Source organism: Paenibacillus sp. FSL H7-0943, assembly GCF_037963265.1.
Taxonomy (GTDB): Bacteria; Bacillota; Bacilli; order Paenibacillales; family Paenibacillaceae; genus Paenibacillus_AQ; species Paenibacillus_AQ odorifer.
In genome coordinates, this window is sequence record NZ_CP150148.1 from 730113 (window position 1) to 754091 (window position 23979).

The 23979-nt window shown below is 45.2% G+C and carries 15 protein-coding genes, 3 rRNA genes and 3 riboswitches; of the genes, 16 read left to right on the forward strand and 2 right to left on the reverse strand.

What is annotated here, in order from left to right; translation table 11 throughout:
• The first annotated feature begins 95 nt into the window (after positions 1 to 95).
• The 15 genes from guaA to NSQ55_RS03285 all read left to right on the forward strand — a co-directional run bounded on the left by guaA (position 96) and on the right by NSQ55_RS03285 (position 20172).
• Positions 96 to 1634 carry a glutamine-hydrolyzing GMP synthase gene (gene guaA, locus NSQ55_RS03215; RefSeq protein WP_036679874.1) on the forward strand — a complete coding sequence of 513 codons (1539 nt, stop codon included), beginning with the start codon at positions 96 to 98 and terminating at the stop codon, positions 1632 to 1634.
• A 144-nt stretch (positions 1635 to 1778) separates the two neighbouring features.
• Positions 1779 to 2243 carry a hypothetical protein gene (locus NSQ55_RS03220; RefSeq protein ID WP_076106071.1) on the forward strand — a complete coding sequence of 155 codons (465 nt, stop codon included), beginning with the start codon at positions 1779 to 1781 and terminating at the stop codon, positions 2241 to 2243.
• Between the two features lie 202 nt (positions 2244 to 2445).
• Positions 2446 to 2545, forward strand: a riboswitch (purine riboswitch).
• Between the two features lie 122 nt (positions 2546 to 2667).
• A complete protein-coding gene (locus NSQ55_RS03225) occupies positions 2668 to 4068 on the forward strand; it encodes an NCS2 family permease (RefSeq protein ID WP_036679893.1) in 1401 nt (466 codons plus the stop codon).
• A gap of 400 nt (positions 4069 to 4468) precedes the next feature.
• Positions 4469 to 6724 (forward strand): glycosyltransferase 87 family protein, encoded by a 2256-nt coding sequence (locus tag NSQ55_RS03230; RefSeq protein ID WP_339171154.1) that lies wholly within the window; start codon positions 4469 to 4471, stop codon positions 6722 to 6724.
• Positions 6714 to 8492 carry a phospholipid carrier-dependent glycosyltransferase gene (locus tag NSQ55_RS03235; RefSeq protein ID WP_339171157.1) on the forward strand — a complete coding sequence of 593 codons (1779 nt, stop codon included), beginning with the start codon at positions 6714 to 6716 and terminating at the stop codon, positions 8490 to 8492. The genes NSQ55_RS03230 and NSQ55_RS03235 overlap by 11 nt, the downstream gene beginning before the upstream one ends.
• 97 nt (positions 8493 to 8589) lie before the next feature.
• Positions 8590 to 9570 (forward strand): glycosyltransferase family 2 protein, encoded by a 981-nt coding sequence (locus NSQ55_RS03240; RefSeq protein WP_038568643.1) that lies wholly within the window; start codon positions 8590 to 8592, stop codon positions 9568 to 9570.
• Entirely contained in the window at positions 9557 to 9964 is a 408-nt protein-coding gene (locus tag NSQ55_RS03245) for a GtrA family protein (RefSeq protein WP_076130538.1), read from the forward strand. The genes NSQ55_RS03240 and NSQ55_RS03245 overlap by 14 nt, the downstream gene beginning before the upstream one ends.
• 102 nt (positions 9965 to 10066) lie before the next feature.
• Positions 10067 to 10732, forward strand: coding sequence for a class D sortase (locus NSQ55_RS03250; RefSeq protein WP_339171160.1), 666 nt, complete (start codon positions 10067 to 10069; stop codon positions 10730 to 10732).
• 113 nt (positions 10733 to 10845) lie between these two features.
• Positions 10846 to 10928, forward strand: a riboswitch (cyclic di-GMP riboswitch).
• 74 nt (positions 10929 to 11002) lie between these two features.
• A riboswitch (cyclic di-GMP riboswitch) is annotated at positions 11003 to 11083 on the forward strand.
• Between the two features lie 13 nt (positions 11084 to 11096).
• Positions 11097 to 11906: a transglutaminase-like domain-containing protein gene (locus NSQ55_RS03255; protein WP_339171163.1), complete on the forward strand. Its 810-nt coding sequence runs from the start codon at positions 11097 to 11099 to the stop codon at positions 11904 to 11906.
• Positions 11907 to 12273: 367 nt separating this feature from the next.
• Positions 12274 to 13831 (forward strand): 16S ribosomal RNA (locus NSQ55_RS03260).
• A 232-nt stretch (positions 13832 to 14063) separates the two neighbouring features.
• Positions 14064 to 16989, forward strand: a 23S ribosomal RNA gene (locus NSQ55_RS03265).
• 127 nt (positions 16990 to 17116) lie between these two features.
• Positions 17117 to 17233 (forward strand): 5S ribosomal RNA (gene rrf / locus NSQ55_RS03270).
• Together the 16S, 23S and 5S rRNA genes form the textbook arrangement of a ribosomal RNA operon.
• 238 nt (positions 17234 to 17471) lie before the next feature.
• Positions 17472 to 18224 carry an acyl-ACP thioesterase domain-containing protein gene (locus tag NSQ55_RS03275; protein ID WP_339171166.1) on the forward strand — a complete coding sequence of 251 codons (753 nt, stop codon included), beginning with the start codon at positions 17472 to 17474 and terminating at the stop codon, positions 18222 to 18224.
• Between the two features lie 198 nt (positions 18225 to 18422).
• Positions 18423 to 19010, forward strand: a complete 588-nt coding sequence (locus NSQ55_RS03280; RefSeq protein WP_076128449.1) for an RNA polymerase sigma factor — start codon at positions 18423 to 18425, stop codon at positions 19008 to 19010.
• Positions 18985 to 20172: a DUF4179 domain-containing protein gene (locus NSQ55_RS03285; RefSeq protein WP_076278145.1), complete on the forward strand. Its 1188-nt coding sequence runs from the start codon at positions 18985 to 18987 to the stop codon at positions 20170 to 20172. Before NSQ55_RS03280 ends, NSQ55_RS03285 begins: the two co-directional genes overlap by 26 nt.
• 107 nt (positions 20173 to 20279) lie before the next feature.
• Here NSQ55_RS03285 and NSQ55_RS03290 read toward each other — a convergent pair whose 3' ends face one another.
• Both NSQ55_RS03290 and tsaA read right to left on the reverse strand, forming a co-directional pair.
• Complete coding sequence (locus NSQ55_RS03290; protein ID WP_076195118.1) at positions 20280 to 21197, reverse strand: AraC family transcriptional regulator; 918 nt, start codon at positions 21195 to 21197, stop codon at positions 20280 to 20282.
• A gap of 50 nt (positions 21198 to 21247) precedes the next feature.
• Complete coding sequence (tsaA, locus tag NSQ55_RS03295) at positions 21248 to 21694, reverse strand: tRNA (N6-threonylcarbamoyladenosine(37)-N6)-methyltransferase TrmO (protein ID WP_339171174.1); 447 nt, start codon at positions 21692 to 21694, stop codon at positions 21248 to 21250.
• A 127-nt stretch (positions 21695 to 21821) separates the two neighbouring features.
• Between tsaA and NSQ55_RS03300 the strand changes: the two genes are divergently transcribed.
• A complete protein-coding gene (locus NSQ55_RS03300) occupies positions 21822 to 23957 on the forward strand; it encodes a DNA topoisomerase III (protein ID WP_339171176.1) in 2136 nt (711 codons plus the stop codon).
• Positions 23958 to 23979 lie beyond the last annotated feature (22 nt).

Consider the following 23979-nt stretch of genomic DNA (forward strand, 5'->3'; position numbering starts at 1 on the left):
TATCACTCTCTGATTATGAGAGGCGTGTCCTCCTTTCCTTGACGATGAGAATTAACCATGAGTATAATGAATCCAATAATCAAGGGAGGCACGTAATGAACAAGCCAAATGAAATTATCGTCGTTCTCGATTTTGGGGGACAATACAACCAACTTATCGCGCGCAGAATTCGGGACCTGGGAGTATACAGCGAACTTTTGCCGTACAATACGCCAGTTGACAAGATTAAAGCACTTTCGCCTAAAGGAATTGTCTTCTCCGGCGGACCTAGCAGTGTATACGCTGAAGATGCACCACACGTAGATCCGGCTATTTATGATCTAGGAGTGCCGATCTTCGGTATTTGTTATGGTATGCAGCTGATGGCTCATCAGCTTGATGGTAAAGTAGAACGTTCGGCTAAACGGGAATATGGTAAAGCTGATGTTGACTTTGCAGAAGGAACTGCTTTAGTTGCAGGATTGGAGAACCGCCAGACTGTATGGATGAGCCACGGTGACCATGTAGTTGAGCTTCCAACAGGCTTCAAGCTGGATGCAGGTACAGAAAGTGCTCCAATTGCAGCAATGAGCAACGCTGAGCGCAAACTGTTCGCTGTGCAATTCCACCCAGAAGTACGTCACTCCGTTCAAGGTAACGAGATGATCTCGAACTTCTTATACCAAGTTTGTGGTTGCGACGGCAAATGGACAATGGAATCGTTTATCGATGAAGCCGTTCAAGATATTCGCAATCAAGTCGGAGATAAAAAAGTACTCTGCGCTCTTAGTGGCGGAGTGGATTCTTCCGTTGTGGCTATGCTTATCCACCGTGCAATCGGAGATCAATTGACCTGTATGTTTATTGACCACGGCCTTCTGCGTAAAGGTGAAGCAGAAAGCGTTATGGAGACTTTCGTAGGCAAATTCGATATTCATGTAGTGAAAATCGATGCACGCGATCGCTTCATGAGCAAACTTGCAGGTGTTGAAGACCCTGAGCAAAAACGTAAAATCATTGGTAACGAGTTTATCTACTGCTTCGACGAAGAGTCAGCTAAGCTCGGAGATTTTTCATTCCTTGCACAAGGTACGCTTTATACGGATATCGTTGAGAGTGGAACAGCTACAGCGCAAACCATTAAATCCCACCACAATGTGGGCGGCCTGCCAGAAGATATGAAATTCAGCTTGATCGAGCCGCTAAACACCTTGTTTAAGGACGAAGTTCGTAAACTCGGTGAAGAGCTTGGCATGCCACGTGCGATCGTATGGCGTCAGCCTTTCCCAGGTCCAGGTCTTGCTATTCGTGTCTTGGGTGAAGTAACAGAGGACAAGCTTACCATCGTTCGTGATTCTGACTACATTCTGCAAGAAGAAATTGCTAAAGCGGGATTAGACCGTGAAATTTGGCAATACTTCACTGCCCTGCCTAACATGAAGAGTGTCGGAGTTATGGGTGATGCTCGTACGTATTCCTACACAGTAGGTGTTCGTGCAGTAACTTCCATCGATGGCATGACCGCTGACTGGGCACGTATCCCATGGGATGTTCTTGAAAAAATCTCTGTACGTATTGTCAACGAAGTTGAGAATGTAAACCGCGTAGTGTATGACATTACTTCGAAACCACCTGCAACGATTGAGTGGGAATAGCATATAGCAATAAGAAACCTGCAGCTCCTTATTTATTAAGGGACTGCAGGTTTTTTATTAACCGTGAAGCTTGTGACGGACCCTATATAGCAACTTTAGAGAATGTGATAAACTGGGAAAAATATACTTATAGGAGCCATTAGAATGGGATTCTCACTTATTGGAACACTGATAGCTATGGTTATTCTTGCCCCAAGTTTACTGATGATTAAGTTTCCGCCCGATCATGTTCCCAGCGGTTTAAAAGATGCCGGCATCGTCTACACTCTTTTGGAGAGAGTAGGGCAGTTGGGGTGTATAGCCATTCTTGCGATTTCAAAGGATAACTTTGAAAATGTAGAATTCGGGATCTGGGCTGCACTTATCTTTGTGTTTATCACGATTTATTACGGTTTATGGATTCGTTATATGGTTAAGGGACAGCAATTCAGATTATTATGGGCTCCATTATTGTTTCTTCCGATTCCCATGGCAGTTCTCCCTGTTTGTGCATTTGGATTTGCGGCTATATGGGGCAGATCTTTCTGGTTGGGTATTGCAGTGATTTGTTTAGCTATAGGGCATTTTGCTAATTCTTGGCATAGCTATCAGTATTCCAAAGGCCAATAAGCCAGGGAACATCGAAATTGTTTTATAGGGAAAAATACCCATTTGAAAAGGCTTTTGATAGTTAATAAGCTGCATGATTTAAAGAATTTTGGGGTTGAAGTTAAAGATAAAAATGTATGAATTACGAACAATAGAAAAAATAAAGTCGAAAATGTTCGCTTTTTTCATTGACAACTTATGTGATGTCCACCTAAAATGATAAAGCACAACAACATAATTCTTTCGTATATTTCCGGGAATAGGCCTGGAAGTTTCTACGAGGTCACCGTAATGACCTGGCTACGATTAAGAAGAGCTGAGCAACCCGTATTGTCCTGAATCTAGGGCTATAGTCATGGGTGCTACTCTTTTTTTCGAGCCGGTGTCGATCAGATACCGGCTTTTTGTTGCTGTCAGCCACAACATACCTTAGGGGGAGAACAATTTGAATCGGTTTTTCAAGTTGAAAGAGAACGGCACTACAGTACGTACAGAGATAATGGCCGGCTTGACTACGTTCATGGCCATGGCTTACATCCTGTCGGTTAATCCGAGCACATTAACAGCATTTGGCCGCATCGATATGGGCTGGTACTCTGTATTTCTAGCGACTGCGCTGGCAGCAGGTATTTTCACCATTGCAATGGGCGTGTTTATAAACTTTCCAGTAGCATTGGCACCAGGTATGGGACTTAATGCATACTTTGCTTCCGTAATTTTGTCTTCTGCAACCTCAGAACATCCATTCACTTGGCAAATGGGTCTGACCGCAGTATTTATTTCCGGTTTGATCTTCATCCTGCTCACGGTTACCCGAGTGCGGCAGATCTTACTGACAGCCATTCCTGACAGCTTGAAGCATGCCATTACCGTAGGTATCGGGATGTTCATTACAATCCTTGGGCTTAAGAACAGTGGTTTGATGACGATTGGTGTCGAAGCTGGTAAAGATATTTCCGCCAATACATTCACAGATGTCCTATCCTTTGAAACAATTATTCATATGGGTAGCCTAGAGAACACTGATGTACAATTGGTAATTATCGGATTGCTTCTTATTTCCATCCTGATGGTACTGCAAGTTAAAGGTGCGATTTTATTCGGTATCTTGGGTACAACCCTCGCGGGTATACTGATGGGTGTAGTTGATTTTGGCTCTTTGTCCAGTCCGACAACCCCTTGGGTGCCTGACCTGACGCAATTGAACTTTTTCGAATTTGACTGGGATGGTATCCTGCACACCGGTATTGTTTCAGCAATCGCAACATTCACTTTTGTAGAATTGTTCGATACATTTGGTACACTTGTAGGTACTGCTCAACGCGCTGGTATTATGGACAACCCTGAAGAAGGTAACAAACGTGTAGGTAATGCAATGTTTGTCGATGCCATCGCTGTAGCTGGTGGTGCGGCATTGGGTACTTCCACTACTACTGCTTTTGTAGAAAGCGCGGCAGGTGTTGCTGAAGGTGGACGTACAGGTCTTACAGCTGTAACAACGGGTGTGTGCTTCTTGCTTGCGTTATTCCTTGCACCAATAGTGGCTCTGATCCCTGGATCTGCTACAGCCGCAGCATTGATTGTCGTAGGTGTGCTCATGGCACAATCGATTCGCGAAATTGATTTTCAAGATATGGTTGTTGCGATTCCAGCGTTCCTTACTCTAGTAATCATGCCTTTCACTTATAATATTGCTAATGGTATTTCCTTTGGTATCGTAACTTATGTAATCCTTGCTTGTGTAGCTAACCTTGCTGGCAAGAAAAAATACGATATTCACTGGATGATGTGGGTACTTGCTATTCTGATTATTCTTCGTTATGTATTTCTTGGTAGTGCGGGCTAACTCATATATAGCATACAGATGTGCATTCAACGGCTCCTTCATAACTGAGGGGGCCCTTTTTTTATATTTTTGTTGGCACTTAACCATTCAGGCTAGTCTATGTTTCTAGCTTTTCATCATCTATGATTTAGATTATATTGTTGAAGAGGTGATGTTCAGGACGAGGCAGCCTTGGCGTTAGAGTCCAATTTGTTCCCTCCTTGATCCTGATCTCTGTTGATTTTGTACTGAAAATACTTCAAACCCCTAGGTGGTCCTATGGTCTTACCATTTTGTTAGTTCTCTCGCTTTATGCTGATAGAATGGCCTGTTTTTTTGCTCCGGTATTTGCTTTAGCCACTGCGATTCTTCTATTCTATATAAGAGTCTATATAAGAGCCTTGAAGCTTAGAGCGATCCTATGGAATGGAATATTGTGGATGGAAGGGTCTGCGATCCAGATAAGGTTAACATACCCTATATTTATATGCTCTTTTATGAGAAAATCAATCCAAATGATTTCTTAGCAACGGTGAAATACACTAATTCGGGAGTTGTTTTTCAGAAGGGATATGCTTTTGGCTGGACTAAGATGAATATAGGACGAGGTGAGGTTGGGACGATGATCAAGAGTACACGTGCGGCCGTAATGACTGTATTGATGCTGTTATTGTTTGTGCTTCCTGTAACAAGCATTTATGCAGAGGGGAATCTATTGCAGAACCCTGGCTTTGAGGAGGGGGGAGATGATGCGCCTTCTAACTGGACTAAGGATATGTGGATTTCAGGAGATAATTCAGGCCTACTTTCAATCCAATCGGAGGAAGTTCATTCCGGCAGCAAGGCGGCAGTCATTGAGAATATCGAGCCCAATCATTCGAAATGGGTGCAGACGATTGAGGCTACGCCGAATAGTTATTATAAAATCTCTGGATGGATCAAAGTAGTAAGTACAGCAGGGGAGGGAATGGGCGCCAACATTCTTGCCGTTGGAGTAGGCGGGGGGTATCCCAGCGTAACTGATACGGCAGGTGAATGGCAGTATCTTGAATATATCGGCCAGACAGGACCGGAGCAGAAGTCATTTGGCATAGGTGCAAGTCTGGGCGGCTACTCTAGCTTGATTCAAGGTAAGGCTTATTTTGATGATTTTGCTGTAGAAAAATTAGACGCGGCTCCTGAAGGGGCTAACGTCATTTCGCTGGATAGTTCAGCGGTTAGTCCAGATGCCGGCGACAAAAAGGCAGACACTCCACATAAAGTATCTCCAACTAAGATGTTGCTGATCTCAGCGCTGTTTAGCGTGTTTTTTGCAGTGCTTTATACTAAGGCATTCCGTAGTGAGAAGCTTATGAAGCAGCCTGAGAATATTTATTCCAAATGGCTGAGCATTGCCATCGGAATTGCTTTTATCCTGAGAGTATGGATTGGTCTTACCGCGCAAGGATATCAGAATGATATGAATACCTTTATTTCTTGGGGACAGCGTATGGTGGATTTAGGTCCAGGCAAATTTTATGAAGAAGGTTATTTTGCCGATTATCCTCCTGGCTATTTGTACATATTGTACGTGCTTAGCGCCATTCGTAGCGTTTTAGGATTCACTCAGGGCTCAGGTGGAGAGAATTTGCTCTTCAAGCTCCCTGCGATCCTTTCTGATTTGGTGCTCGGCTACTTCATTTATAAAATGTCACGCAAAAAACTCGGCACAGGAATAGCTTTCGGCTTAATGCTGTTGTTTCTGTTTAACCCAGCGGTACTTATTAATTCAGCGGCTTGGGGACAAGCAGATTCATTCTTTTTGATCTTCCTGCTGCTCAGTATCCATGGCGCTGCGAACAAAAAGTTTGTTCGCTCCGCAATTTTGTTTGCCTTAGCGACGCTAATTAAACCGCAAGCGTTGATATTCACGCCGGTATTGTTGCTTGCTTTTTATCATCACCGCGCTTGGAAGCAGCTTGGATTCGGAGCTTTGTATGGATTAGGGATCTTCGGATTGCTTGCGGCACCGTTTTTCTGGAATAACGGAGGTCTGGTAGGGATTATTGATCTTTACAAGAGTACGTTATCTTCCTATCCGTATTCTTCAGTGAATGCATTTAATCTGTATGCACTGACTGATCCGATGTGGTCATCCCTTGATCTAACCTGGCTTGGCATTCCATACCGTGTATGGGGCTTCATATTTATTTTAGTGGCTGTAGCTGTTGCGGCATTTTATTCCTTTAAAAAGGATCGCTTGGACCTGACCAAATCCTATTTTATCGGCATGGTGCTTATAGTAGTGGTCTTTGTGCTTGGCACCAAAATGCATGAACGTTATATGTTCCCTGCTCTTATTCTTTGTTTGTTTACTTATATAGAAAGTCGGGACCGCCGCTTTTTATCGCTATTTCTCGGATTCAGCTTAACGCAATACATCAATGTGGCGTACACCTTATCCCACCTGAATGCAGATGTTAGCCCGGGTGCAGACGGAATCGTATTAGTGACTGCTATAGCTAATCTAGCATTGCTGCTTTATATGCTGAATATCGGATACGATGTGTATGTCCGCAAGGGAATAAAACCTCTTCCAGCGCCAATTACACCGGAAGAACAGTATGAAGAAGATTTGAGAGTTGTCGGGCAAATTAAACCGCATCAGAAGGGAGGGCGATTTAACGATGAAGTTTAAGCGTATAGATTGGATATGCATAATAGCTATTACGGCCGTTTACGCAGCGCTTGCTTTATATAATCTTGGCTCTACTAAATCTCCAGAGACCTTATGGGAGCCTGCTGCCAGTGGTGAAAGCTTCTATGTAGATTTGGGGCAGAGTAAACCATTGGAACGGGTCAATATCTTTGGTGGCGTGGGCACGGGGAAGTTCAAGCTGGAATTCAGCGACAATCCTGAGGTCTGGAGCAGTCCGATGGATGTCAGTGAGGATGTTGGGAATGTCTTCATCTGGAAAAGCCAACCCCTGAACGTTACAGCGAGATATGTGAAGTTAACAGTTACCTCTCCAGGGTTCACTTTGAACGAAATGGCCTTTTATGAGCAGGGGGGAGAAAGAATCCCCCTTCCTATTGCTGGTGTGACACCGGATGCTAACGCAGTACCTAAAAGAGGAGCAGCGGCCAATCTTTTTGACGAGCAGGCGCTCATTCCGGAATATTCTAACTTTATGAATAGTACTTATTTTGACGAGATCTATCATGCGCGAACAGCTTATGAATATACACACGGGATAGTGCCTTACGAGAATACGCATCCACCGCTTGGCAAGCTTTTGATTGCCATAGGTATGGAGCTGTTCGGAGTCAATCCATTCGGCTGGCGTATTATCGGAACATTGTTCGGAGTTGCCATGTTACCTCTCATATATGTAATGGCGCTTCGTTTGTTTAAGAAAAGCAAATACTCCGCCCTCGCGGCAGGATTGTTTGCGCTGGATTTCATGCATTTCACACAGACAAGAATCTCCACGATTGACGTATACGGAGTATTCTTCATTATGTTGATGTTCTATTTTATGCAGCGGTATTACACAATGAATTTCTACAAGCAGCCTTTAAGAAAAACATTAATTCCGTTATTCTGGTCTGGCTTATTCTTCGGAATCGGCGTAGCTTCGAAATGGATTGTGCTCTATGGAGGAGCAGGGCTGGCCATTATGCTGGCTATCTCCCTTTTTGAACGCTACAGAGAATACCAAGCCTCCGGACGCCTGCTGGCAGAGGGGAAGATTAAAGACAAGGAATTGCTGGGCACCTGTCGTGAAGCAGTAGATTCTTTTTGGAAAAAGACTATTATTACGTTGGCTAGTTGTATCGGGTTCTTTGTAATTATTCCAGTAATTATTTATAGCTTATCTTTTGTGCCGGGGTTATCTGCATCAGCAGAGGGCTTCACTATAAAAGGTTTGATTGATTCCCAAAAGAATATGTACAACTACCACAGCCAGCTTGTAGCTACACATCCTTTTGCTTCCTCATGGTGGCAATGGCCGTTTATGAAGAGACCGGTCTGGTTCTTTAGCGGTGGTGAAGGTTTGCCGGAAGGTCAGGTCAGCAGTATAGTGACTATGGGGAATCCTCTTATCTGGTGGACGGGTATTTTTGCAATGTTGGCAACACTGTGGATTACGCTGAAACGTAAAGATAAGAATCTCTACATGATCTGGATTGCCTTCTTCTCGCAATATGTTCCGTGGATGCTTGTCCCAAGAGAAACATTTATTTACCATTATTTTGCTATGGTGCCATTTATGATTCTTGGTATTGTATATATAATGAAGTTGCTGGATACTAAATTCCCTGAGGCCCGTTACGTACAGTATGTCTATGTAGCTGTTGCTTTGCTGCTCTTTATCGCTTTCTACCCGGTACTGTCAGGGATGCAGGTCAGTGGAGATTACGTGAAAGATATGCTGCGTTGGTTCCCTACTTGGGTTTTCTAGGATTTAATAAAAATCTATAAAATAAGTTTATGCATGCAGCGTTATTATGAAGTGTAGATGGATGTAACGCTCCAAAAAGCTTGTAGGAGGAATAAAGGTGAAAGCCAGATATAGTGTGATTGTACCCATGTTCAATGAGGAGCAAGTAATTAGCCATACTTATGAACGTTTGAAAAAAGTAATGGACGAGTGCGGCGATACTTATGAGCTGGTCTTCGTCAATGACGGCAGTCGTGATCGTTCCGCCCAGATGATTCGGGAGATCTGTGAACGAGACGAGCATGTCAAGCTGATTGACTTCTCGCGTAATTTCGGACATCAGGTAGCGATTACAGCTGGCATGGACTATGCCGAAGGTCAAGCGGTTGTTGTTATTGACGCTGATCTTCAGGATCCTCCGGAGGTCATTTTGCAAATGATCGAGAAGTGGAAAGAGGGCTACGACGTTGTATATGCGAAACGCCTGAAGCGCCACGGAGAAACGATGTTCAAAAAGGTCACCGCGAAGCTTTTTTACCGCCTGCTCAGCAGTATGACAAGTGTGGATATTCCTACGGATACAGGCGATTTCCGTCTTATTGACCGTAAGGTATGTGATGTCCTGCGGGGACTTAAAGAAAAGAACCGCTATGTCAGAGGTTTGGTGAGCTGGGTTGGCTTCAAGCAGACTATGGTGGAATATGAACGGGAAGAACGTTTTGCCGGAGAAACCAAATATCCGCTGAAGAAAATGATTCGTTTTGCGTTAGATGGCATCACCTCTTTTTCACATAAGCCGCTTAAGATTGCTACGTATATTGGATTCTTCCTTTCATTCTCTAGCTTTCTCTATTTATTTTTCGTCTTGTTTCAAAAGATATTTTTTACCTCCTGGACGGTTCCGGGCTGGGCTTCCATTGTAGGCGTTAATCTGCTCTTTAACGGTATCGTTCTGATGCTGTTGGGTGTGATTGGGGAGTATATCGGACGGATTTATGACGAGTCTAAAGATAGACCGCTATATATTGTTAGTGAGACTAAAGGCTACCAGAACGAAGAACAACTGGACCGCCGGAAGGACCACAATGATGTCAGATAAGAACTTGCGCGCTGCATTCATACAGTTCCTCAAATTTAATGCCGTAGGTTTGCTCAATACGCTTATTGATTTTGTGATTTTTACATTGTTGAATTCACTAGGGATGGTATACGCATTGGCGCAGGTGATCTCCTATAGTGCAGGCACGGCGAATAGCTTTATTTTGAATAAAAAAGTAACCTTTCGTGATCGCAACCGGGGGAATAAAGAAGGCTTCGACCGCGTGCAGCTGGTCAAGTTTATCGTGCTGAATCTGGTAGTGCTCGGAATATCACTGCTGCTAATGCATCTGTTGACAGACAAACTAGGTATTCAAGTCTTGATCTCCAAGGTGCTGGTTACCTTTATCACGGTGATCATCAATTTCTTTGGAAGTCGTAAATGGGTATTTTAAACATTAATTTCAGGCAGAAGGAGTTGCTATGCTTAAAGGCAAGTAGCTGTTTCTGCTTGATTTGTATATAACCATAGAAACAATATACGGAGGTGAATAACATTGCGTAAATTCTCCTATTTACTCATACTGGCTGGGATACTTATCATGTTATATCCGACAGCTAACGAATGGTACAACGACAGGCAGCAGGAGAAGTTATTAGAAACGGCTGAACTAAGCACTGCCGATAGTACTCCCCAGTCAGATCTGAGGAGCAGGTATGCTGAAGTTACTCAGCTGTTAGCAGAGGAATCGGTTCTGGATGCCCAGGCACAGCCCCAACCCCAAGAGACAGAAAAGCCTGAACCGGAGATTGAAGTCGGTGGCAAAGTAATCGCACTAATTGAAATCGATAAGATTGATTTGAAGCTGCCTGTATTAGAAGGGGCTACAAAAGCTAATATGAAACATGCTGCAGCCCATATGAAAGAAACGGCACCCCTTGGAGAGATCGGGAATGCTGCAATCGCGGCGCATCGGGCTCGAACTACGGGTCGTTTGTTTAACAGATTGAATGAGGTTGTTGTGGGGGATGTTATCACGGTAAAGACTAGTGATCAGGTGTTTAACTATGAGGTATACGATATTTCTGTTGTAGATCCGAGTGATGTCTCCGTTCTTGACGGGAATGACAAGGATAAGATTCTTACTCTGATTACATGTGATCCGTTAGTGAATCCAACGCATCGGCTGATTGTTCATGCCAAATTAACAAAAGGAGAATAGTGAATGACAAGAAAACACAAATACCGGGAGATATTTATAAAATAATGGGTAATCTAGTAAATTAGGTCTTGTTCACAACTATAAATATGATAGTATTATACTATGAAAGCTAAACACGATAACGGCAAACCTTCCGAAAGGTAGGGACGCAAAGCTAAAGGGCCTTTTCCCGAAAGGATGGCAGCCAGCTACCGAATGAAGAGGCTTTTTTTGTTTGTTTCAAATGGATTCTATCAATTATATCTAGTAAAGCTAGAACAGATAGAGCTTATACGATAACGGCAAACCTATCGAAAGGTAGGGACGCAAAGCTAAAGGGCCTTCCCGAAAGGATGGCAGCCAGCTACCGAAAGGAGTTTTATCCGTGAAAAAGATTTATTTTATGCTGGTGGCGTTGTTCGTCCTAATGACTTCAGTTCCGGTAAGTACAGCTCAAGCTGCAAGTGCAGATGCCAGCTGGTTGATTACATCCAAAGTGGCTCAAGGTGTTATTGGTATTAACTATGATATTCCGAAAGATAAAAGAATCAAACTCATGATCACCAAAGATAACAGCAGCTATACATATAACTTGTATGCTTCTGGACAAGCTGAGGACTTCCCTTTGCAACAAGGAAATGGGACTTATAAGGTTTCTGTTCTGGTGAATACAACCGGCAATAAATACAAAGCGTTATATTCCGAAGTAGTAGACGTAACCATGAGTGACTCGAATTCCGTATATTTGGGCTCCGTACAGAATGTGAAATGGAGTTCTTCTGATAAAGCGATTGTCAAAGCTAAACAATTAGTACAAGGCAAAACAACAGACGAAGAGAAAGTTAAAGCGATCTATAACTATGTAGTTGCGAATGTACAATATGATTACTCTCTTGCTAATAGTGTAACTACTGATTATATTCCAAGCATCGATAAGACATTGACTACTAAAAAAGGGATTTGCTATGATTACGCTTCTCTTTTTGCCGCAATGCTGCGGAGTGTAGATGTTCCTGCTAAGTTGGTAATGGGGAATACAAGCTACGTTACGCAATATCATGCCTGGAACGAAGTGTTGCTTAATGGGAAGTGGGTTACCATTGATACTACAGTGGATGCAGGACTTTCAAAGAGTGATAAGAAAACCGATTTAATTAAAGCCTCAAGCAAATATACTGCGGCAAAATACTATTAAGTTCGTCGCTAGAAACATAACTCTATTAAATAAACAACTAGCTTAATTATTAAGCTAGTTGTTTATTTTTATATTAGGGGTTGCTTTTCTATTAATAGTTGGGGTATTATAGGTAAGCGTTGTTAGACAGCGTACAGGCGATACAGACGAGGCTGATAAAAAGCTTCGAAAAATAAAGCTTGCATTTCTGAAAACAACATGATATATTATAAGAGTTGCTGCTGAGACATTAAACGGCGCCAACGAGAACTTGATCTTTGAAAACTGAACAACGAGTGAGTAGGAAATCACGTAAGTGAAATCCAAAATTAGAGAATTAATTTTCTCGTCAGATGTTTCAAAATGAGCATATCGCTCTTTTCAATACTAATTGGAGAGTTTGATCCTGGCTCAGGACGAACGCTGGCGGCGTGCCTAATACATGCAAGTCGAGCGGAGTTATTTTGAAAGCTTGCTTTCAAAATAACTTAGCGGCGGACGGGTGAGTAACACGTAGGCAACCTGCCCTTCAGACTGGGATAACTACCGGAAACGGTAGCTAATACCGGATAATTTCTTTTTTCTCCTGAGAGAAGAATGAAAGACGGAGCAATCTGTCACTGAGGGATGGGCCTGCGGCGCATTAGCTAGTTGGTGGGGTAACGGCCCACCAAGGCGACGATGCGTAGCCGACCTGAGAGGGTGAACGGCCACACTGGGACTGAGACACGGCCCAGACTCCTACGGGAGGCAGCAGTAGGGAATCTTCCGCAATGGGCGAAAGCCTGACGGAGCAACGCCGCGTGAGTGATGAAGGTTTTCGGATCGTAAAGCTCTGTTGCCAGGGAAGAACGTCCGGTAGAGTAACTGCTACCGGAGTGACGGTACCTGAGAAGAAAGCCCCGGCTAACTACGTGCCAGCAGCCGCGGTAATACGTAGGGGGCAAGCGTTGTCCGGAATTATTGGGCGTAAAGCGCGCGCAGGCGGCTATTTAAGTCTGGTGTTTAAACCTTGGGCTCAACCTGAGGTCGCACTGGAAACTGGGTGGCTTGAGTACAGAAGAGGAAAGTGGAATTCCACGTGTAGCGGTGAAATGCGTAGATATGTGGAGGAACACCAGTGGCGAAGGCGACTTTCTGGGCTGTAACTGACGCTGAGGCGCGAAAGCGTGGGGAGCAAACAGGATTAGATACCCTGGTAGTCCACGCCGTAAACGATGAGTGCTAGGTGTTAGGGGTTTCGATACCCTTGGTGCCGAAGTTAACACAGTAAGCACTCCGCCTGGGGAGTACGGTCGCAAGACTGAAACTCAAAGGAATTGACGGGGACCCGCACAAGCAGTGGAGTATGTGGTTTAATTCGAAGCAACGCGAAGAACCTTACCAGGTCTTGACATCCCTCTGAATCTGCTAGAGATAGCAGCGGCCTTCGGGACAGAGGAGACAGGTGGTGCATGGTTGTCGTCAGCTCGTGTCGTGAGATGTTGGGTTAAGTCCCGCAACGAGCGCAACCCTTAACTTTAGTTGCCAGCAAGTAATGTTGGGCACTCTAGAGTGACTGCCGGTGACAAACCGGAGGAAGGTGGGGATGACGTCAAATCATCATGCCCCTTATGACCTGGGCTACACACGTACTACAATGGCCGGTACAACGGGAAGCGAAGCCGCGAGGTGGAGCCAATCCCATCAAAGCCGGTCTCAGTTCGGATTGCAGGCTGCAACTCGCCTGCATGAAGTCGGAATTGCTAGTAATCGCGGATCAGCATGCCGCGGTGAATACGTTCCCGGGTCTTGTACACACCGCCCGTCACACCACGAGAGTTTACAACACCCGAAGTCGGTGGGGTAACCCGCAAGGGAGCCAGCCGCCGAAGGTGGGGTAGATGATTGGGGTGAAGTCGTAACAAGGTAGCCGTATCGGAAGGTGCGGCTGGATCACCTCCTTTCTATGGAGAATCGTTCTCTGCAATGAGGACATTCAAATCGGAAGCTAAGCTTCCAAAACTCAGGTTTAGGCCTGTTACTCACTCGTTGCTCAGTTTTGAGAGTTTAAGCTCTCAAGTAAGACTTGATCCTTGAAAACTGGATACCGAAACGAATTTGCGTTTTAGAACATCTTTTAGCAACTTGTGTAAACAAGTAAATGTTATTAGTGAGATTTTTCTTCGGAAGAATCAAGGTTAAGCTAATAAGAGCACACGGAGGATGCCTAGGCGCCAGGAGCCGACGAAGGACGTGGCGAACAACGAAACTGCCTCGGGGAGCTGTAAGCAAGCTTTGATCCGGGGGTGTCCGAATGGGGAAACCCAGCTGTGGTAATTCGCAGTTACTCATTTCTGAATACATAGGAAATGTAGAGGCAGACCAGGGGAACTGAAACATCTAAGTACCCTGAGGAAGAGAAAACAATAGTGATTCCGTCAGTAGCGGCGAGCGAACGCGGAACAGCCTAAACCTAAGAGCTTGCTCTTAGGGGTTGTGGGACGTCTCACATGGAGTTACAAAGGAATATGGTAGGTGAAGAGGTCTGGAAAGGCCCGCGATAGAGGTAAAAGCCCTGTAGCCTAAACTGTATTCTCTCCGAGACGGATCCCGAGTAGTGCGGGGCACGTGAAACCCCGTATGAATCCAGCAGGACCATCTGCTAAGGCTAAATACTACCTGGCGACCGATAGTGAAACAGTACCGTGAGGGAAAGGTGAAAAGCACCCCGGAAGGGGAGTGAAATAGAACCTGAAACCGTGTGCTTACAAAAAGTCAGAGCCCTATTAATGGGTGATGGCGTGCCTTTTGTAGAATGAACCGGCGAGTTACGTTTAACATGCAAGGTTAAGCCGAGAAGGTGGAGCCGCAGCGAAAGCGAGTCTGAATAGGGCGAATTAGTATGTGGACGTAGACCCGAAACCGTGTGATCTACCCCTGTCCAGGGTGAAGGTGCGGTAACACGCACTGGAGGCCCGAACCCACGTACGTTGAAAAGTGCGGGGATGAGGTGGGGGTAGCGGAGAAATTCCAATCGAACTCGGAGATAGCTGGTTCTCCCCGAAATAGCTTTAGGGCTAGCCTCGGTATAAGAGTAGTGGAGGTAGAGCACTGATTGGGTGCGGGGTCCGCAAGGATTACCAAGCTCAGTCAAACTCCGAATGCCATATACTTATTGCCGGGAGTCAGACAGTGAGTGCTAAGATCCATTGTCAAAAGGGAAACAGCCCAGACCATCAGCTAAGGTCCCCAAGTGTGTGTTAAGTGGGAAAGGATGTGGAGTTGCACAGACAACCAGGATGTTGGCTTAGAAGCAGCCACCATTGAAAGAGTGCGTAATAGCTCACTGGTCGAGTGACTCTGCGCCGAAAATGTAACGGGGCTAAACACACCACCGAAGCTATGGCTAGATACTATGTATCTGGGGTAGGGGAGCGTTGTGTAGGGGTTGAAGGTGTACTGAAAAGAGCGCTGGACACTACACAAGTGAGAATGCCGGTATGAGTAACGAAAAGATCAGTGAGAATCTGATCCGCCGAAAGCCCAAGGTTTCCTGAGGAAGGCTCGTCCGCTCAGGGTAAGTCGGGACCTAAGGCGAGGCCGAAAGGCGTAGTCGAAGGACAACAGTTTGAAATTACTGTACCACCGTAATCCGCTATGAGCGATGGGGTGACGCAGGAGGGTAGTGACGCGGACTGATGGATGTCCGTCTAAGCAGTGAGGCTGATGTGTAGGCAAATCCGCACATCGATAAGGCTGGGCTGTGATGGGGAGCGAAAATTGTAGTAGCGAAGGTCATGATCTCACACTGCCAAGAAAAGCCTCTAGCCAGGAGAAGGTGCCCGTACCGCAAACCGACACAGGTAGGCGAGAAGAGAATTCTAAGGCGCGCGGAAGAACTCTCGTTAAGGAACTCGGCAAAATGACCCCGTAACTTCGGGAGAAGGGGTGCCCCGGTAGTGTGAATAGCACGAGGGGGCCGCAGTGAAAAGGCCCAAGCGACTGTTTAGCAAAAACACAGGTCTGTGCGAAGCCGCAAGGCGAAGTATACGGGCTGACGCCTGCCCGGTGCTGGAAGGTTAAGGGGAGTGGTTAGGGGTAACCCGAAGCTATGAACCGAAGCCCCAGTAAACGGCGGCCGTAACTATAACGGTCCTAAGGTAGCGAAATTCCTTGTCAGGTAAATTCTGACCCGCACGAATGGCGTAACGACTTGGGCGCTGTCTCAACGAGAGATCCGGTGAAATTTTAATACCTGTGAAGATGCAGGTTACCCGCGACAAGACGGAAAGACCCCATGGAGCTTTACTGCAGCTTGATATTGAATTTGGGTACGATCTGTACAGGATAGGTGGGAGCCGTAGAAATCGGAGCGCAAGCTTCGGTGGAGGCGCCGTTGGGATACCACCCTGATCGTATCTAGGTTCTAACCTAGTACCCTTATCGGGTACGGGGACCGTGTCAGGCGGGCAGTTTGACTGGGGCGGTCGCCTCCTAAAGAGTAACGGAGGCGTTCCAAGGTTCCCTCAGAATGGTTGGAAATCATTCGCAGAGTGCAAAGGCATAAGGGAGCTTGACTGCGAGACCTACAAGTCGAGCAGGGACGAAAGTCGGACTTAGTGATCCGGTGGTACCGCATGGAAGGGCCATCGCTCAACGGATAAAAGCTACCCTGGGGATAACAGGCTTATCTCCCCCAAGAGTCCACATCGACGGGGAGGTTTGGCACCTCGATGTCGGCTCATCGCATCCTGGGGCTGAAGTAGGTCCCAAGGGTTGGGCTGTTCGCCCATTAAAGCGGTACGCGAGCTGGGTTCAGAACGTCGTGAGACAGTTCGGTCCCTATCTGTCGTGGGCGCAGGAAATTTGAGAGGAGCTGTCCTTAGTACGAGAGGACCGGGATGGACGTACCGCTGGTGCACCAGTTGTTCCGCCAGGAGCATGGCTGGGTAGCTACGTACGGACGGGATAAGCGCTGAAAGCATCTAAGCGTGAAGCCCCCCTCAAGATGAGATTTCCCAATTAGTAAGACCCCTTGAAGACGACGAGGTAGATAGGTTGGAGGTGGAAGTGCAGCAATGCATGGAGCTGACCAATACTAATCGGTCGAGGGCTTATCCTATACGTAGAATGCAGATTCGTTTCGGATTCAGTTTTCAGGCATCAAGCCTGTAACACGCTTAGAAATTCATTGTCACTTCTGTGATGAACTGAATTTCACGCGGCAGCGTCTGTTTCACAGATGCATGTTTGGTGGCGATAGCGGAGGGGTTCCACGCGTACCCATCCCGAACACGACCGTTAAGCCCTCCAGCGCCGATGGTACTTGGACCGAAGGGTCCTGGGAGAGTAGGACGTTGCCAAGCACACGAAGCCATTGTTGATTTATCAACAATGGCTTTTTTGTTCCCTTTACCGCTTAATTTTAAAAATGTGGATAAGTTATGGGGAATTAACGAAATTATAAAAGTTACTAACATGTGGATGAAATAATAAAATATATTCAAAAATGAAAGTAGTCCCCAATTTATGTGGATAGAGCAGTGGTATATGTGGATACTTCAAGTAAATGCAAGGATATTTTGCATGGCAGGAGGATAAACAATGGACAACAGTAGCAATCTTGTGTGGATAGAAGATTTTTCTGTACATGCGAGCGACACGGATTATCGTTCGCAGGGTAAGTTATCCTTTATTCTGGATATCATGCAATGTGCGGCAGACTTCGCAGTGGGTAATTTGGGGATAAGTGTGGAAGAAATTCTGAATGCAGGAATGGGCTGGATGATGATTACGTTAGATCTTGATTTTAAGCGTATTCCCCGCCCGAATGATGTGCTTAGCGTACATACCTGGAGCAAAGGCACTAAAGGGGCACTGTGGCAACGGGATTATCGTATTTTCGATGCAGATCATATAGAAATCGCCACAGCACGATCCATATGGGCTTTAGTAGATATTGAGAAGAGAAAGATACTTAGACCGAATGCCCTTCCAGTTCAGGTTAAGCACTATAATGGCGATTCAGTAGGCGATATGCCTGTTAAGGTAACGATCCCTTCTGATATTACTATGGAAGAAGCTTATCGGTATCAGGTAAGATATAGTGGGCTGGACAGCAACGGACATTTGAATAATGCCCGATACGGGGATTTATGTTGTGATGCGCTCATTTTAGCGGAATGGGATAATGCAGAGTTCACACGCTTCCGGATTACTTATCTACAAGAAGCTAAGTTTGGGGATGAACTGACTATTTTACGTTCAGCTGTAACGGATGATGGTATATATGTACGCGGTCAGAATAGTGATACTGTATATTTTGAAGCATGTATAGCGTTAAAAGGTGTCCATTAGTACGAATAAGTAAGTAATTTATAAATATGGAATATTATTATAGAAGCGATTTCTCCGAACATCAATCGGGGCAGTCGCTTTTTTTATTGAAAACCGGATGGTGTTTCTAACATATTTGGAAAATTTATTTCGAGCCTGTCACAATTAAAGGGATCACATTCGTTATATAGTTGTAGTCAATAACAAGGAGGTGATTCTTTGGAACGTCGCAGCCCCGGGGTCCAAGTGAATCAAACAATAATTGAAGAGGCTATCGATCAGGTACTTGCGGGTAACCGCGAAGCCTATAGAACTATAATACAAGCCTATGAAAGAAAGATTTATACGTATTGCTATTATATTTTGAGAAGTCATGAAGAAGCAGAGGATGCTGTGCAAGATATATTTGTAAAAGTGTATCAGGAACTCAGACGTTATGAGAAACGAGTCTCTTTTAGTGCATGGCTGTATAAAGTGGCCTATCATCATTGTCTGGATCAGGTTCGCAAACGCAAGCGAAGAAACCGTCTGTTGTCGCTATATAAAGAGCAGCAGCCCAAAGCCTATTATAATCCTAACGATGAGGAGCCATTGCAGAAGTTATTTATGGATGACCTGACAGCCGAAGAGAGCAATCTCCTGATTCTTAAGGTGGTTGAGCAGTACAGCTTTGAAGAAATGGGTCAGATTATGGATTGTAATTCAGCTACTTTACGCAAGAAATTTGAACGTCTACGCAAAAAATTAGTCCGGCAAAGAATGAATGAAGGAGGCAGCCCTCATGGAGAAATGGCAAGATCCAACTGAAAGTCAGAAGATGGAGCACATTCGTCAAACATTCCAAAATCATGAAATGCCGGTAGACAGTTTCAGCGATTCAATTATGAAGCGAATAGGAGACGAGGGAATGGAAAAACGAGCATCAAGAAAGAATGGAAATAAGTTTCTGAAAAAATCATTGGTGGCTGCCTCGGCAGCAGCAGTGTTGGGTGCGGGGATAATCGGTAGCGGATTTGTATCCCCGGTCATGGCTGAAACATTGAAGCAGATTCCTGTTGTAGGAAGTATTTTTAAGGGGATTGACGATAAAGGTCTAAATGCTGCTGAGGAAAAAGGATTATCTACTGCCCCTAACCAAAGCGTTACCCATGATGGAGTGACCTTAAAGGTTACCGATGCCTATTATGACGGCTCGCGGTTGGCTTTTGCGATTGAACGGGAAGGCATTGATAATGATAAGATGATGGCTGAGATGATTATTGAACCGATTGAGTTCGATCCATCGCTAACAGAACAACATGCGAAAGTGACAATGAACCAGTCCGAAAAAGGGTTGTTGGGTTCAGCAGAAGTGAAATTGCCGAATGGGAAAAAACTGGAGAGCCAAATGTCATCTTTTGGTGATGTTGAGGGAAAAAAGAATGCTATTTTATACGATTACAGAAATCTAAATAATATAGAGGCTTTGGGGGATGAATTTGAATTAAGCATCAGTGTGCCGGTTACACAAATTGCAGAGCCTTTTGTAATCAAGGTGCCGGTGAAAAAAGTAACGGAAGGAATTATCAAGCTTGATCTGAACCAAACAAAAGAGGCAGAAGAATTCAGTTATACGATTACCAAGCTGGAATTAACTCCAGCCACAAGCAGATTACAGCTCAGCGAAGAAGGTAAAGCGCCAACTGTGAAAGAAAAGGATGGATACACAACCTCTGAAATGTTCTATGAAATCGTTGATGAACTAGGTAATGCGTTCTCATCGGGTGGTTCATTTAACTTGCCAGCTATAGTCTATCCTTTGGTAGACAAAGATTTCATACCGTTCGCGCAAACACCAAAGACAATTACAGTTAAGCCGTTTACTTACTCCATTGATGAAAATCATAAAGCATTAAGGGATGAAGAAGGAAAACAAGTTAAACATTATTATCCGGAGCTTGAACAAACGATTCAGGTGGAGCAAAAGTAACTATTAATCCCATAAGCAAAAAGAAGCCCGTGTCTGCATAGCAGATACGGGCTTTTTGTTAAAAAATGAGAATTTATAAGCTGAAAAACTATAATATCTTTATATTTCTAAGAGTAACGGTTGTCATCTATAAAAGACGACAACGTAGTCTCTTCTTGTAAAAATTCTAATGGAATATAGATTTCACTCACCGAGTTTTCGTTATCTGGTCCAAGGTACAATTCACCATAATATTCCAATTCAAATGGAATGGACATCCTGTATTCTGTTTTCGGCAGCCAGATTCCGTAGATATATTTATAGGTAGAAGGGATATCACAAGAGCGGCCTTTATGGATGAATTTCAGATAACGTATGGGTGGTAAGATCTGAAGGGGGAAAGTCTGATTGTGGTCTGCTTTTATAGGACTAAGCTCGCAGGCACACATGATCGAAAACCCATTACTCTCATAGTCATCTGGCCAGAAGCCAAGCTGATAATATTTTTCAGGCTGTATTCTATCCGATATAGTGGCTACCTTATTGAAAAGCAAAGGCCAAGTATCAGAAATGACGGAGAAATCTAGGTCTACTTTAACTACGGGTCCTTGAAGTATAATTTCTCCGAAATCAACGAGCTGGGGGGAGAGATCACTATCAGAAAGGACTTGAAGTAGATCCTGTTCATATAGTCTAGGGAGCAAAGGGAGTTTCGTTTCAGTAAGTCTTTTTCGAACAAGAGAGGGAGTCGTGTGCAGCATTCTTTTGAAGGCACGGGTAAAGGTCTCATAGTTACTAAAGTTATAGTCTAATGAAATGTCCTGGAGTGAACGTTCTGGCATTCGATGAATGTCTAAGGCTGCTTCAGTGATTTTGCGTCTGGCTATATAGTCGCCGGGTGCTATCCCAGTGACTGCTTGAAATAGACGGGTGAAATGATAAAGGGAGTATCCCATTTCTTTGGAGAGGACAGCTACAGGAAGAAACGTGGTTAAGCGATCCTCAATGAGATCTAAGGCTTGAATGATTAGTTGGCGATTGTTCAAGAGATGTCCTCCCATAACAGTTAATAGAAATGGTGTCTAGCACGATTACTTCAATGATTTGCTGTCCAGTCGCCCCAAACAGCAGCCCAATCGGGAACAGTCACTTCCATTACGCGATCTGCACTAGGAAAATAGGCTTTGATGTCGAGAACCGGTGTGCCCGGATAGGCATCAAGCCCGGCCACCTCTACTATTCTAGAGTCTACATCGACAGACAGGATTGCTGCTACACTTAGCCCAATCGGATTAGGGCGAATAGGGGAACGGGAAGCGAATACTCCAGTTAAGGTCGCATCATAAGGAGGCTGAATCTGTGTAGTCTGCCGGAAATGATCCTCTGCAAACTCATGCAGCCACCAAAGCACTTGGCAATGACTAAACTGAGATAAACCTTTAAGCGCTGGTCTGAATTCCGGGTTGATTTCAAGCCGCAAATTATGTGCTGTACCTCTAACCGATCCTATAGATAATATATTATAGCTTTCTTGTTCATTCATTGACTATGACTCCTTTCGGGTATCAGATATGATCTAGTGTATAACAGAGGCATACGGTAAAGCCTGACGATATTTGCTAACATTCATTTAATGCTATAATGAAATTTGATGTGGAAAGGGGAGCATTATGAAGACACTAGTATTGGCGGAAAAGCCGTCTGTTGCACGCGAGATTGCACGGGTCATGGGATGCAATAATAAACAGAAGAGTTATATTGAAGGTCCAAAATATGTGGTTACCTGGGCGCTGGGTCATTTGGTCGGCCTGGCAGAGCCAGAGGATTATAATAAAAAGTTTGCAACTTGGGCCTTGGAGGATCTGCCGATTTTGCCGGAGAAGACCAAGCTGAAGGTGCTGCGGGAGACCAACCAGCAATATAAAGCTGTCCAGCACCTAATGAAGCGTCAGGACATTGAGGAGCTTATTGTTGCTACAGATGCTGCTCGTGAAGGGGAGCTGCTGGCTCGTTGGATTATGAATATGGCAGGGTGGAAAAAGCCATTCCGGCGGTTATGGATATCCTCGCAGACTGATAAGGCAATTAAAGAGGGATTTGCAAAACTCCGTCCGGGCCGGGAATTTGATCGGTTGTATGAATCTGCACGTTGCCGCGCAGAGGCGGATTGGATGATTGGACTGAATGTCACAAGAGCTTTGACCTGTAAGTTCGGTTCGCCGCTCTCAGCAGGACGGGTACAAACGCCGACATTAGGGATGATCATGGATCGTGAACAGGAGATTACGGGTTTCCGTTCCGTCGATTTTGAGACGCTGACTGCTGATTTTGGGGATTTCCAAGCGGCATGGCGGGCCAGTAACGGTGATGGTCGAATATTCGAAAAGGATAAGACAGCCAGCTTAAAGGATAAGCTTACAGGACGCAGCGGCCGTATTATTAAGGTACAGAAGAGTGAGAAAAGTGAACCTCATCCACTGGCTTATGATCTGACTGAACTGCAGCGTGATGCGAACCGGAAGTTCGGCTTCTCCGCGAAGCAGACCTCCAGTGTGCTGCAGCGGTTATATGAGCAGCATAAACTTGTCACATACCCGCGTACGGACAGTCGTTACTTAACTTCAGATATGACGGGCACACTCAAGGAAAGACTGGATAGTGTTGCGGTCGGTCCATATGCAGCGTTAGCACGTCCATTGCTGCGCAAGCAGCTGCCGATTACGAAGCGAATCGTGGATGATAGTAAAGTCAGTGATCACCACGCTATTATTCCTACAGAACAGACCGTATTGTTAAATGGTCTGAGTACTGAGGAACGTAAGTTGTATGATCTGATTGTGCGGCGTTTTATAAGCTTGTTCTATCCGCCAGCTCGTTATGATGCGGTAGCTGTAACCGTCAATGTGGAAGGCGAAAGCTTCCATGTCAAAGGGACGACAGTAAAAGATGCCGGCTGGCGCGAAGTATACGGCGGGGATATGAGTAGTGATGACGAGGAGGAATCTGCGGACGAGCCGGCAGCGGGCAGTGTAAAGCTGCCTGAGCTGCGCGAAGGGGCTACTGTCACGATTGGCCGCTGTATGGTGCGTGCTGGCCGAACACAGCCACCGAAGCGTTATAATGAAGCTTCGCTGTTGACGCAAATGGAGAAGCACGGCCTCGGAACCCCGGCTACACGCGCGGATATTATTGAGAAGCTGGTAAGCTCCGATACAATTGAGCGGCAAGGTAATCTCCTGCATCCGACAGGAAAAGGTAAGCAGTTAATCGAGCTGGTATCCACTCAGCTACGAACCCCGGATCTAACCGCACGTTGGGAAGCTGAGCTGGAGAAAATAGCGCGTGGTCAAGGCAAACCGGAGCTCTTTTTACAAGGTATCCGCGGTATGGCACAGGAATTGGTAACAGGTGTGAAAACTAGCGGAGCAGAATATAAGCCGCATAATGTCTCTAACAGTCATTGTCCGGAATGCGGTACAAGACTACTCGAGAAGAAGAGCAAACGAGGGAAGCTGCTGGTGTGTCCTGCAGATAACTGTGGTTACACCCGTGCAGGTGAGAAAAGACTATCGAATCGCCGCTGCCCACAGTGCCATAAGAAAATGGAGCTTAAAGAGGGTAAAGCAGGCGTGTTCGTACAATGTCTAGGCTGTGGAATCACAGAGACCTTAGATAAGGATCACAAGCATGTTAATAAACGTGAACAGCAAAAGCTGGTGCAGCAATACAGCAAGCAGGAAAGCATTGGTTCTAACCTTGGGGAACTGCTGAAAGCAGCGCTTGAAGGACAAAAGAAGGATAAGTAGTAGGAATCATCGGATGGTTAGC